General features: G+C 61.5%; 11 protein-coding genes. 2 read left to right on the forward strand and 9 right to left on the reverse strand.

Annotated elements, in window-relative coordinates; translation table 11 throughout:
- Nucleotides 1-104: 104 nt before the first annotated feature.
- Nucleotides 105-2,282 (reverse strand): TonB-dependent siderophore receptor, encoded by a 2,178-nt coding sequence (locus AC07Y2_RS21790; protein ID WP_103386859.1) that lies wholly within the window; start codon nt 2,280-2,282, stop codon nt 105-107.
- 402 nt (nt 2,283-2,684) lie between these two features.
- Here AC07Y2_RS21790 and AC07Y2_RS21795 point away from each other — a divergent pair, with 402 nt between their 5' ends.
- Nucleotides 2,685-3,125 (forward strand): hypothetical protein, encoded by a 441-nt coding sequence (locus AC07Y2_RS21795; protein ID WP_103386860.1) that lies wholly within the window; start codon nt 2,685-2,687, stop codon nt 3,123-3,125.
- 121 nt (nt 3,126-3,246) lie between these two features.
- Here the strand turns inward: AC07Y2_RS21795 and AC07Y2_RS21800 are convergent, their stop codons facing one another.
- The 6 genes from AC07Y2_RS21800 to AC07Y2_RS21825 all read right to left on the reverse strand — a co-directional run bounded on the left by AC07Y2_RS21800 (nt 3,247) and on the right by AC07Y2_RS21825 (nt 9,290).
- The gene (locus tag AC07Y2_RS21800; RefSeq protein WP_103386861.1) at nt 3,247-3,666 is read right to left on the reverse strand and encodes an organic hydroperoxide resistance protein; all 420 of its coding nucleotides are present in this window, start codon (nt 3,664-3,666) and stop codon (nt 3,247-3,249) included.
- Between the two features lie 220 nt (nt 3,667-3,886).
- A complete protein-coding gene (locus tag AC07Y2_RS21805; protein ID WP_166742318.1) occupies nt 3,887-4,048 on the reverse strand; it encodes a hypothetical protein in 162 nt (53 codons plus the stop codon).
- A gap of 157 nt (nt 4,049-4,205) precedes the next feature.
- A complete protein-coding gene (locus tag AC07Y2_RS21810) occupies nt 4,206-5,558 on the reverse strand; it encodes a c-type cytochrome (protein ID WP_103386862.1) in 1,353 nt (450 codons plus the stop codon).
- Nucleotides 5,559-5,575: 17 nt separating this feature from the next.
- The gene (locus AC07Y2_RS21815) at nt 5,576-7,825 is read right to left on the reverse strand and encodes a xanthine dehydrogenase family protein molybdopterin-binding subunit (protein ID WP_103386863.1); all 2,250 of its coding nucleotides are present in this window, start codon (nt 7,823-7,825) and stop codon (nt 5,576-5,578) included.
- Nucleotides 7,825-8,280 (reverse strand): (2Fe-2S)-binding protein, encoded by a 456-nt coding sequence (locus tag AC07Y2_RS21820; protein ID WP_103386864.1) that lies wholly within the window; start codon nt 8,278-8,280, stop codon nt 7,825-7,827. The genes AC07Y2_RS21815 and AC07Y2_RS21820 overlap by 1 nt, the downstream gene beginning before the upstream one ends.
- 77 nt (nt 8,281-8,357) lie before the next feature.
- Nucleotides 8,358-9,290, reverse strand: a complete 933-nt coding sequence (locus AC07Y2_RS21825) for an AraC family transcriptional regulator (RefSeq protein WP_103386865.1) — start codon at nt 9,288-9,290, stop codon at nt 8,358-8,360.
- Between the two features lie 229 nt (nt 9,291-9,519).
- On the opposite strand from AC07Y2_RS21825, the gene AC07Y2_RS21830 reads away from it, so the two are divergent.
- Entirely contained in the window at nt 9,520-10,728 is a 1,209-nt protein-coding gene (locus AC07Y2_RS21830; RefSeq protein WP_103386866.1) for an MFS transporter, read from the forward strand.
- Between the two features lie 188 nt (nt 10,729-10,916).
- On the opposite strand, the gene AC07Y2_RS21835 is transcribed toward AC07Y2_RS21830, so the two are convergent.
- Together AC07Y2_RS21835 and AC07Y2_RS21840 are read right to left on the reverse strand one after the other, a co-directional pair.
- A complete protein-coding gene (locus AC07Y2_RS21835) occupies nt 10,917-11,915 on the reverse strand; it encodes an NADP-dependent oxidoreductase (RefSeq protein ID WP_103386867.1) in 999 nt (332 codons plus the stop codon).
- Between the two features lie 67 nt (nt 11,916-11,982).
- The gene (locus AC07Y2_RS21840) at nt 11,983-12,852 is read right to left on the reverse strand and encodes an alpha/beta fold hydrolase (RefSeq protein WP_103386868.1); all 870 of its coding nucleotides are present in this window, start codon (nt 12,850-12,852) and stop codon (nt 11,983-11,985) included.
- Nucleotides 12,853-12,917 lie beyond the last annotated feature (65 nt).

Here is a 12,917-nt window from a genome sequence, read left to right on the forward strand (position 1 = left end):
GTACGACTGACCACCAGACATGGGTTTTTGAAATTAACGCTTTGGTATGTAGGGCATGAAGGGGGGCATGTTGGCGGGGTGGCGCGTCCCTGCGCCTGGACAAGTCAGAAGGTGTACTTGGCCGTGAGCATCATGTTGCGCGGCGTGCCATAGCTGTCGCCGCCGTAGCTGACGGAGTTGGCGATGGTGGAGTAGTACTTGCGGTCGAAGATGTTGTTGGCGTTGAGTTGCAGATCGAGGTTGTCATTGACCCGGTAGCCGGCCATCAGGTCGGTCACGGCGTAAGCGCCTTGCTTGAGGCGGTAGTTGCCGCCATCGAGCAGTTCGATGTCGTTGTACATGCGGCTCTGCCAGGAGATGTTGCCGCCCACGCGCAGTTTTTCCAGCGGGCCCTGGAAGTTGTAGCGGGTGGTCAGTTTGAACAGGTGCTCCGGGGTGTCGGTGTCGAACTGCTTGTTGACGTTCTGCGGGTTCGCCTCGTCCTTGATGGTGTGCGTGCGGGCGTAGGTGTAGCCGCCGCCGACCTGCCAGTTGTCGGTGAGCGCGCCTTGCAGCTCGAGGTCGATACCCTGGCTGCGGATCTCGCCGGAGGCTTCATAGCAGGACGACTGCGGGCAGTTCGGGACGAACACTTGCACCGCGCGGTTTTCCTGATCGACGCGGAACACGGCGAGGCTGGCGTTCAGCGCGCCGCCCAGGTATTCGCCCTTGATGCCGACCTCGTAGTTCTTGCCCACGATCGGCTTGACCGGGTTACCGGAGGTGCCCTTGTTGCTCTGCGGGGTGAAGATGTCGCTATAGCTGGCGTACACCGAATGATGGTCGTCCAGCTCGTAGATCAGACCGGCATAGCGGGTGACGTTGCGGGTGACTTTGTAGTCGCCGTCGCCATCGCGGTTGTCGTAGTCGTACCAGTCCAGACGCCCGCCGAGGATCAGCTTCAGCGGGTCGGCCAGGCTCAGGCGGGTCGTCAGGTACACGCCGTCCTGAGTGGTGACTTCACGCGTGTTGTTGGTGTGAACGAAGTCCGGTTTGCCGGCGTTGATCGGCCAGTTGGTGTCGTAGGGTGAGTAGTTGTGGGTGGTCAGGTCGTAGATGCGTTTGCTGGCGCCGACCACCAGTTCATGGCTGCGCCCGAAGGCTTCGAACGGGCCGCTGAAGAAGGCGTCGAGACCGGCCTGGTTTTCATCGGCCTTGGACTGGTAAACCGTGCGGGCCAGGTTGTCGTTGACCCAGCGCGACTGGTACGAACCGGAGAACAGCGCGTTCTGCTCGGAATAGTTGGCGTTGACCTGCAGTTTCCAGTCGTTGGCCAGTTGCTGGCGGATCTCGGCGAATACGGTGTTGATCTCTTGATCTTTGTCTTCCCAGGAGGTGCCGGGGTTATACGAGCGCGGCAGATCCAGGTGATGGCCGTCGAGGCCGATCATTGATGACCCCCAGAAGTAGTTGGTCCTGTCCTTCTGGTGCGAGAAACCGAGGGTCAGAGTGGTGTCTTCGCTCAGATCGGCTTCGGTGACGGCGTAGAACAGGTTGTGTTGTTCGTCTACGTCATCGATGAAGCTGTTGGCGTCGTGGTAGGACGTGACCACCCGGCCGCGCAGGGTGCCGCTGTCGTTGAGCGGGCTGGAAGCATCGAGCTCGCCGCGATAGTTGTCCCAGGTCCCGGCGGCGCCGGTCAGGGTCACGCGCTGCTCGGCCAATGGCCGTTTGCGCACCAGGTTGATCGCCGCCGAAGGGTTGCCGGCACCGGTGACCAGACCGGTCGCACCCCGAACAACCTCGACCCGATCAAACATCGCCAGATTCGGCTGGGACCCGACGTTCACGCCGTCGTAGCCGCTTGGAATGCCGTCGTACATCAGGTTGTCGATGTTGAAGCCCCGGGCTTTGTAGGCCTGTCGGCCTGGGCCGCTGGAGTAGTCGAGGAACAGCCCTGGCGTGGCGTTGACCACGTCGTTGATGCTGGTCATCGCCTGATCGTCCATGCGCTGGCGGGTGATGACGGTGACGGCTTGCGGTGTTTCGCGCAGGGTCAACGGCAGTTTGGTGGCGGTGGCCATGGTGCCGGTGGTGTAGGACTCGGAGCCTTCGGTGGTGCTGCCCAGCTGTGTCGATGTGATGGCGGTCGCGCCGAGCTCGAGGGTGGCGGGGGGCGGGGCGGTGTCCTGCGCCTCGCGGGTTTCATCGGCCAGCGCCGGGGCCATGACGGCCATGCAGATGGCCATGGACAGGAGGTTGCGTGACGGGTTGAAACGATGCGGCGAGGCTGGGCGCGACATTGAGGCTTCCTGATTTTAAATAGCAAACAAAGAGCAGTTGAGAATCATTGCCAATAATTGTGTCAGGGTTTTTTACAGCAACAAAGCGCTTCGTGAAAAAAATGTGAAACAGCGCAGGAGGAGAGGGAGAGGGCAAACGCGATCAAGGAACCGCTTAAGCGCGGCACTTGCAGCGCAAGAGCCGGTTACACCGTTGGTCAGCTTGCGATGCAAACCAACAGGTTGGTGTCTACTTTTGTGGCCGGGTCAGCCAAATGACGGGAGAAATTCTGAAGTCATTCAAGCGCTTTCGAGCTGATCCGTGACGTTGATTTCAGGATGGATCTTGAATGAGGCGCGGAGCATCGCCCAGGCGATGCGCAACGGAAACCCGCGCCTTTGAACTCGTTAAGGAGAACGCAGATGGCAATCAGCCGAGTCACCGAAACAACCGATAAAACCGCACTCGTCAAAGCCGAGGTGTACCGCTGGTACAACCTCTTTTTCCCGTGGTCGCGCGGTGTGGCTTCCCAGTCGGAAGACGCGATCAAGCCTTTGTACGATGCCCTGGCGAATGATTTCCGGGTGGTGCTCACGGACGGTCAGATCATGGACCGGGAGAACTACTGGGAACGCCTTTGGGGCCTGCACGGCCAGCGTGCCGGCAGCCCCGAATCGCACATCATCAATCTCTCGATCACGCCGCTTCCCGGTGATTTCTTCCTGACGGTTTTCGACCTGGTCAAGAACGGGATCACCAAGAAGAAAGTCGACTCGGCGCTCATGCGTCTCGACCCGGATTCGCCATCGGGAATCTCGTGGATTTACGTCCACGAAAGCGAGCACGAGACATCGTTCGCGTAAATCATTCAATGACCGTTCGCGCCTCTGGTTGTTTGAACCGGAGGAACGGCATCGCTCAACCCTGTAAAAAAACCGCCCGAAGCCTTGCATCGGGCGGTTTGCAGGATCAAACAGGGCTGATTCAGATCAGCCGCAGGGTGACGTCGATGTTGCCGCGAGTGGCTTTTGAGTAAGGGCAGGTCTGATGCGCAGCGTCCACCAGCGCCTGGGCAACCGTAGGCTCCAGCCCCGGCAGGCTGACACTCAAGCGCGCCTGAAGAAAGAATGCGTCGCCGGCCTTGCCCAGATCGATTTCGGTTTCGACCGCCACATCCGCCGGAAGCCTGATCTTCTGTGCCGCGGCTGCCTTGCCCATGGCGCCGATGAAGCAGGCCGACCAACCGGCTGCCAACAGTTGTTCCGGATTGGTGCCGCTGCCATTCGAGCCCGGTGGCGAAAGCTTGATGTCCAGGTTGCCGTCCGAACTGCGCGATGCGCCATCGCGCCCGCCAGTGGTGCGGGTCTTGCCGGTGTACAGCACGGTGTCGAGTTGATTGATCATGGAAATACCTGCCTGAGTGATGGGGGGATGTCGGACAGCGAAGGTTCCGATGGCCCACACTTTTGCATTGGCGTGTACCCGGGATGTGTCGTGCAGTGGCGCTTTTGTATCGCTCTGTAGCCTTATCGGCGTGGAAGGGGTCACACCTGGCCGTGTTTAACCGGGTGCAGCGCAGGGGGAGCCGAAAGCCCGGACCTTGCCGGGCGGGTGATGGACGTATTCAGCGCGAATCGGCGTTTCGCGTACGTTGCGTTGCAGATGCTTCGCGGCGTCTGCGAAGCCACGTGACGACAGCATGTACCGGGTGGAGGACGGCGACGAGAACGCCAAGCAGCATGATGGTGAAGATGATGATCAGCGGGATGCTTTCATGCGAGAACATGGTGGGTAACTCCTGTAGTCACTATGTCGGAACCCGCAGACTAGACGCTTGGAACGATGTTTTAGATGAATGTATGTTCATTCGACGAGGTGTGGAATGTGCTACGGCGCAAGGGCGTTTCCACACGCAAGTCGATGGCTCTCGTCGGGTTTTCCTCTTAACGCATCTGCAGGATGATCGGACTGCTGCTGGCCGGATCGGTGTGCTCACGTAGCTTGCCAACCGTGTTTGCATCAACAGCGCTGCCCTGATTGCCCCAGGTGCTGCGCATGAAGGTCAGCACTTCGGCGATCTGCTGATCCGACAGCTGCTCACGGAAGGCCGGCATGCGATAGGCATCCGGCACGCCGGCCGCCACCACTCGTTGCGATCCATTCAGAGTGATGTTGATTGCCGAGGCACTTTCCCTGGCCAGTGCCGAGGTGGCGCCCGCCAGCGGCGGCATCCACTGCGATTGACCCTTGCCGTCCAGACCGTGGCACGACGCACAGCGCGTCACGTAGGTATGCGCACCGGGCGAGTCCAGACGTTGCGCTGCCGAAACCGCTTGATACTGCCAAGGCGCGCCATCCCGCTCGCGATCTCCCGGAAGCGACTTCAGGTAGTGGGCAATGGCCGTCAGATCGTCGTCGCTCATGAACTGCGTGGAGTTGTTGAACGCCTCGGTCATCGAGCCGTAGACCACCGCGTGCTGGTTGCGACCGGTCTTGAGGAACTGCACGATCTCCTGCTCGCTCCAGCGGCCCAGCCCGGTGTCGTGGTCATCGCGCAGGCTCGGTGCGTACCAGCCATCGAGCAGGGCACCGGCGAGGTATGGCTTGCCGGACTCATCCAGTGCCTTCTCGTTGAACGCCAGGCTGCGCGGCGTGTGGCAACTGCCACAGTGCCCGGCGCCCTGCACGAGATAAGCGCCGCGGTTCCATCGTTCATCCTGCGACGGTTTGGTCACATAAGGTTCGACGTCGACAAACACACCGTTCCACAGTGCAATCGGCCAACGCAGGTTCAGCGGAAACGGAATCGCACTGGGGATGTTCGCCTGTTTGACCGGCGCCACGCCTTTCATGAAGAACGCATACAGCGCTCGCACGTCGTCATCACTGAGCTTGGCGTAGGACGGGTAGGGCATGGCCGGGTATAAACGGCGACTGTCAGGCGCCACGCCGTGGCGCACGGCACGATCAAAGTCCGCCAGACTGTAGTGGCCGATGCCGGTTTCCGAGTCCGGGGTGATGTTGGTCGCATGGATCGCGCCCAGCGGCGTGGCCATTTCCAGGCCGCCGGCGAATGGCGCGCCACCCGGCACGCTGTGACAGGCCACGCAATCGCTCAACCTGGCGACGTATTCGCCACGGGCGACCAGCGCCGGGTCGATATCGGCCACGGCGATCTGAGTGTTTTCCAGGCGCGAGACTGGCTCGCGGGTGACATACCAGGCCAGCAGGCCTGCCGCGACCAGGCACGGCACCGCCAGCCAGCCAGCGGTTCTTGCGAATCGGCTGTTATTCATGGACGCTCCGGGGCTGATCAACTGAAGGTGTGTCGGCTCATGGGCAGGCTGCGCACCCGTTGACCGGTCAGCGCTGCCACCGCGTTAGCGACAGCGGGTGCGACCGCAGGCAACGGCGGTTCACCGATGCCACCCATTTTTTCCCCGCTCTCGACCACGCGCACATGGACCCGTGCCATCCGCGCTGGCGGCAGGATCGGATACAAGTCGTAGTTGCGCGCCCGGGGTTTGCCATCGATCCACACGGCTTCTTCCACCAGTGTTTGCGACAGACCCAGCGCCACGGCACCGTTGACCTGAGCCTCGACAATCGCCGGGTTGACGATGCTGCCCGGATCAATCGCCTGCCAGATGTCATGCACCTTGACCTGGCCGTTCTCGATGGACACCTCGGCGATCACCGCCGTCTCCGTACCGAACGGCGAAGCCATGGCCACCCCGCGCGCACGCCGGCTGCCATCCTCGGCGGTAAACGGCCCACGCTTCCAGCCGCCCGACAGTTCACCCACGGCTTGCAGCAGTGTGGTCAGCCGTTGGTTGCCGCGCAGCAAATGCAGGCGCAGGTCGAACGGGTCCTTGCCGCCCTTGTCGGCCAGTTCATCGAGGAACGATTCATAGAAGAAGTCGTTGAGGGAATTGCCCACCGAACGCCAATAGCCGAGCATCGCCGGACCTTTGACGTAGATCTGCGCGATGCGCTTGTTGGGGATCGCATAGGACTTGCCCGATAAGCCCTCGAGCGCCGTCGGGTCGAGCTTTTCACCCTGCTTGCCGGCGAGGGCCTCGGTCGGGCCTTCAGTGGCACTGATCGCTTCGATTGCCAGCGGCCAGCCGTCGTTGTCCAGCGCGGCACGGAAATTCACGGCGGCAACCGGGCGAAGCACGTCACGCAGGAACTCTTCCTCACGACTCCAGATCAGTTTGACCGGGCGACCAACCGCTTTGGACAGCGCAATCGCCTGAGGATAGGGATTGGCCGAGTCGTAGAGGAAGTGCCGACCGAAGAACCCGCCCAGCAGCGGCGAATGCAAGGTGATGCGCGACGGATCCAGTCCTGTGCGCTTGGCGATGTCGGCGCGGAACATGTCCGGCGCCTGATTCGGCAACCAGACTTCCAGCGAACCGTCCGGATTGAACCGGGCCAGCGCTGAAGGCGGTTCCAGTTGGCCGTGGTTCAGGTATTGGTTGTGGTAAGTGGCGTCGATCCGGGTCTTGGTCTCCTTGAGAATCGAAGCCACATCGCCTTCGTGTTCATCATCTTTGGCGGGGCTTTTATCTTCAGCGAGGCGCTTGAACCACGCATCGCTGGAAAAGTCGGCGGGCATCGGCCGCACTTGGCTGTCGGCCGTCGGCTCTTGCCAGTCGACCTGGATCGCCTCGACGGCACGTTTGGCGTGCCACCAGCGCTCGGCGACCACCGCCACGGCGCCCGGCAGACGATGCACGGAATGTACGCCTTTCATCGCCTTGACCTGGTCTTCGTTGCGCAGGTTTCCCACGGTCATCCCCAGGCGCGGGGCATGTTGAACGGCGGCATGCAGCATGTCGTCGACCTTCAGATCGATGCTGTACAGCGCCTTGCCCGTGGACTTGTCGTAGGCATCGAGGCGCTTCACCGGTTTGCCGATCCAGCGGAACTGACTCGGATCGCGCAGCTTTACAGAGGCCGGATCGGGAACCGGCAAATCCATCGCGCGCTCGGCCAGTTCACCGTAGGCCAGCGAGCGGCCCGATCTGGCGTGCACCACTTTGCCAGGCTCGGTGCTCAACTCGCTCACCGGCACGCCCAGTTGCTGCGCGCCCGCCTGCAACAGCATGGCGCGGGCGAGGGCACCGAGGCGGCGCATGACCGGGTAACTCATGCGCACCGACATACTGCCGCCGGTGATGCGCATGCCGTTCTCCATGACTACGTAGGCCTCGCCGGGCGGGGCGGCTTCGACCAGGAAGGTCGCCGGATCGGCATCCAGTTCTTCACCGACGATCTGCGCCATGGCGGTGAACGTGCCTTGTCCACCTTCCATGAACGGGCAGAGCAGACGCACGCGGTTATCCGGACGGATCTCGAGAAACGCCGGGACCTGCGTGCCACGCTCGGCCGTCGTTGTCGCTGCAGCTTGCACCCGTGTCGCACCGAGTGGCAGACCGAAACCGAGCACCAGTGCGCCGACGGCGGTACCGGTCAGAAAACGTCTGCGCGACACATTGATCGGTTCCTGCAGATCCAGGACTGAAGCGTGTTGTGAAGGATCGATACGAACGTTCATCACGCGTCCCCCTTGCCGGCAAGTTCATGCACGGCGGCATGGATGGCGTTGTACGTACCGCAGCGGCACAGATTGACCATCGCCGCCTCGATCTGCGCATCACTCGGTTTGGGGTTCTGCTTGAGCAGCGCGGTGGCAGCCATCACCTGCCCGGACTGGCAGTAGCCGCACTGGGCGACCTGCAGATCGACCCAGGTCGAGATCACTCGTTTGCCCACGTCATCGGCCTCGATGGCCTCAATGGTGGTGACCTCGCGGCCGACCACACCGGCCACCGGCGTGACGCACGAGCGCACGACGTTGCCGTCCACCAGCACCGAGCAGGCGCCGCATTGCGCCAGTCCGCAGCCGTACTTGGTGCCGGTCATGCCCAGATCATCGCGGATCACCCACAGCAAGGGCGTATCGGCGTCGGCATCGACCTGATAGGTCTTCTGGTTGATTCGTAGTTCCATGATTCACCCGCTGATCATCGGTTGACGTGCATTGTTATGAGCGGTGACACGCGGCGCGGCGCATCACCGGTTTTCGTTCAATTCGCGACTGTGCCGAGGGCTTCTGCCTCGAATGGCTGCCCGCGCAAAAGGGCCATGTCGCGGCTCGGTGCGGTGCCGAACAGCCGGCCATATTCGCGGCTGAACTGCGAAGGACTTTCATAGCCGACTGCAAACGCCGCCCGCGACACGTCGAGGCGCTCGATCAACATCAGTCGGCGCGCTTCGTTGAGCCGCAGCCATTTCTGGTACTGCAGCGGACTCATGCCGGTGAGCTGGCGGAAATGATGGTGAAAGGTCGGCGTGCTCATCTGCACCCGCGCGGCCAGATCGTCGATGCGCAGGGCATCGGTGTAGTTGACCTTGAGCCAGTCAATGGCCTTGGCGATGCGATAGCCCTGACCGTCGACGGCAGTGATCTGCCGCAGCCGTGGGCCTTGGTCGGTGTGCAGCAGCCGATAGTGGATTTCTCGCAGAATCAGCGGCGCCAGGACCGGGATCGCCTCGGGTTCATCGAGCAATGCCAGCAGGCGATCGAGCGCGTCCTCCAACGCTGACGACAGGCTGCCAATCGCAGCGCCCGTACCCGTTGATGGCTGGCGTTTCGAGGGCAAGCCGCTCTTGGTAATGACCTCGGCAAGCATGCTGACATCCAGTTTCAATACGAGGCCGACGCAGGGCTGTCCGGGACTGGCGAGCATCACTTCGGAGTTCGCGGGCAGGTCCAGCGACGTGACCAGAAACCGCGACGGGTCATAGCTGTAGCCCTCACCGCCGACCCACAAGCGCTTTTCGCCGCGACCCACGAGAATCAGGCTGGGCTCGATCATGCACACCACGGGGGGCGCCGGCTGGTCGCGACGAAACAGCGACAGCCCGGGTATCGACGTGGCGAAGTCACCCGGTGCTTTCACACGCGGGTCGATGTGCCGTGCCAAATGTGATTCCTGGGGCAGAGGGGTAGGGATCATGTGGGCTCACTCCTTTGACCGAACTCTAATGCGCGCGCGAGACGTTTCCTATCTATCACCCTGCATCCCCAGAGGATCAGGCAAGCATTCAAGAGGAATGCACTAGGGAAGCACCGGATTGACCGGGAGAATGTGTCTATCTGTTACAGGGGCAGTGCCCGGACGGGCGACAAACTGCTTGCCCCTGCGCATCACCCCCCTACGGTTTTTCGCACCACAGGTAGTTTTCATGACGTTACCTTCTACAAAACCTTCTAAAAGAACGGGCGGCTGGAGCGCCGTGCTGGCCATGTCGTTGGCCGCATTCGCCCTGGTCGCTTCAGAGTTCATGCCCGTCAGCCTGCTGACGCCGATTGCGGCAGACCTGCACATCACCGAGGGCCAGGCCGGGCAGGGGATTTCCGTGTCCGGTGGCTTTGCCTTGATCACCAGTTTGTTGATCGCCTCGGTCGCCGCTCGCATCGAACGCAAGCAGCTTCTGCTGGGCCTGACCCTGCTTATGATCGTCTCTGGTACGGTCGTCGCGCTTGCGCCGGGCTATCCGTCATTCATGTTCGGACGCGCGCTGATCGGGATCGCTATTGGTGGTTTCTGGTCGCTGTCGGCGGCGACTGCCATGCGCCTGGTGAAGCCTGAACAGGTTTCCCGTGCGCTGGCCATCGTCAATGGCGGCAACGCTTTGGCCACGGTCATCGCCGCTCCGGCGGGCAGCTTCCTGGGCTCGTTGATCGGCTGGCGCGGCGCATTCTTCTGTGTGGTTCCGGTCGCGGTGCTTGCCGCCGTGTGGCTGCTGATCAGCCTGCCGTCCTTCAAGGCCGAACGCCAGGCAGGTAGCGGCAACGTTCTGCGTCTGATGAAGCAATTGCCAGTGGCCTTGGGCATGGTCGCCGTCAGCGTCTTTTTCATGGGCCAGTTCATGCTGTTCACCTACCTGCGACCATTTCTTGAAGGCGTGACGGGCGTCGGTGTCTCAACCTTGTCCTTCATGCTGCTGGGGCTGGGACTGGCTGGGTTTATCGGCACCTTTCTGATCGAACGGTTTATGGGGCGCGGTCTCTACCGCACGCTGACCGCCATTCCGCTGGTCATGGCGGTGATCGCGCTGGCGTTGATCAGCTTCGGCAAATCGCCGGTGCTGACTGCCGTGTTGCTCGGACTCTGGGGGCTGGTCGCCACGGCCGCACCGGTCGGCTGGTGGACATGGCTGGCGCAGACGCTCCCGGATGATGCTGAAGCGGGAGGCGGCTTGCTGGTAGCCATCGTCCAGCTGGCGATCGCCGGCGGCGCAATCATTGGCGGTCTGGCCTTTGATTTGAGCGGCTACAAAGCCACCTTAGAGCTTAGCGCCGCTGTCCTGGTCGCCGCTTCCGTGCTGGCCTGGCTGGCCGGGCGCAATGCCACGCAAATTCATCTTGTCGAGTCGAGCGCGACAGCCTGACGAGATCACCTGCAACCTTCCTTATGGCTCAAGCATCAAACTGTGCCAAACGATAACGGGCGGTTGAACCTGCACATCATCCGGTTGAAGCACTTGCTGCTCCTCTGGCGAAATCACTTCGGCTGAGGGCCGCTCCAGCAGTAAAGGGTGTGCAGTGTCTACGTTCGATTCAGGAACAGGCGGCGTGGTCATTTGAGCGCAACAACGACCTTGCCCTTGGCGCGTCCCCGCTCAACGTACTTCAATGCCTCGGCCGTTGATTCAAAGGGGAAGGAGCGATCAACCACAGGTTTGATGATTCCGCCCTCAACGAGCGCGGTGATGCGTTGCAGTTGAGCGCCATTGGCTCGCATGAACACAAACGCATAGCTGACGTCCTGCTTGCGCGCTTTGCGACGAATGCCAAGGCTCAGCAGGCGCATGACTTGCTGCAATGGCCAGGACAACCCTTGCTCCCGCGCGAACTGCACAGTGGGTGGGCCCGAGATGGAAATGAGCTGGCCACCAGGTTTCAGGACCTTGAGTGACTTCTCCAGTACGTCGGCGCCGAGGCTGTTCAGCACCACGTCATAGTCATGCAGTACATTTTCGAAGTTCTGCTGTGTGTAGTCGATCACCAGATCGGCCCCCAGCGCCTTGACCCATTCGACATTGGCGGTGCTGGTGGTTGTGGCGACAAACGCACCGAGGTGTTTGGCAAGCTGAATGGCAATGGTGCCAACGCCGCCCGAGCCTGCGTGAATCAGCACTTTCTGGCCCTTTTGCAGCCGGGCGGTTTCAACCAGTACTTGCCACGCAGTCAGTGCAACAAGGGGCAAGGACGCGGCTTGTACCATGTCGGTATTGCCAGGTTTCAGGGCGACCGCGGTTTCGTTCACGGCGATCAATTGGGCGAACGTCCCGATCCGCGCTTCGGGCGCGCGAGCATATACCGCGTCTCCCGGTTTGAAGCGTGTCACCTTCGAACCGACTTCAACCACGACCCCCGCCAGGTCATTGCCCAGGATCAACGGAAAGGCGTAGGGCAGGATCAGCTTGAACTCGCCTTTGCTGATCTTCGAATCCAGCACGTTGACGCTGCTCGCATGGACCTCGATCAAGACGTCGTGGGCACCGACTGCGGGGGCGGGCGCTTCGCCAATGCGTCCGGGGTTCTTGCCATAGCCATCAATCAGAAATGCTTTCATCGTGGTGCGGCTCTTGCTGGTTGTACGGAGGGTAGTCGGTGGGTTGCGGTGTTGCTGCGTGACGTGATCAAGCATCGAGAAACGCCTGCGCCTTGGCCACAAAGTCGGCGTGATGCTGGAAAATCCCGCCGTGCCCGGCATCCTCATAAATCACCAACTGTGCGTCGGGGATAAGCCTGGCCAGTTCAAACGAGTTAACGCTGGGCACCATGATGTCGTTGTCGCCGTTGACGACCAGTGTCGGTGTGCGCAAGCGTCCGAGCGCTTGCCGCGGTTGTCTGCCCCACGCCGTGATGGCTTTCAATTGCCGCAGGAAGGCGCGTGGCGTCGGGCCCTTGTCGCGATTGTTCTTGCGTGCCTTGAGGCGCCTTAAATACTGCGAGGCAGACCGTCGCCCATTGGCCGACGAGGTGAAGAAAAGGTAGAACTTGGGATCGCGCAGGGTCAGCAAGCCTTTGAGGATCAATGGCCATGACACTGTGCCGACCTTGTCGATGCCGGTGCCGCCCGCCGGTCCAGTACCGGTCAGAATCAACCGGCGTACCAAGTCAGGCGCCTTGAGGGCAATGTCCTGAGCGACGAAACCTCCGAGGGAAAATCCGAGCACATCCACGGTTTTCAGCCCCAGCGCCCTGATCAGCTGGATCGCATCGTCGGCCATTTCACCCACCGTCAGTGGCGCGGTTCCACCCGAGTTGCCGATGCCGCGATAGTCGGTGGTGATGACGCGTCTGGTTTGCGCCAGGCCATCGATGATCGCGGGGTCGAAGTTGTCCAGCACCGCGCCCCAATGATTGAACAGCACGAGGGGCACGCCGGTTGCGGGCCCGGTGTCGCGGTAGGCGTAGGGAATGCCGTTGACCGTGATCGACTGGTTCGCTGCGTCGATGAATGACGTCGGCGAACCCGAGCGGGAATTTGTCTGTATTGAACTCATTGTCACTCCGGCAAGCCGACAGGATTCGATGCAATGCCCTGTGCCTGCATCGAATCTGCCGCGAC

The sequence above is a fragment of the Pseudomonas sp. GW456-12-1-14-TSB6 genome, assembly GCF_059424205.1.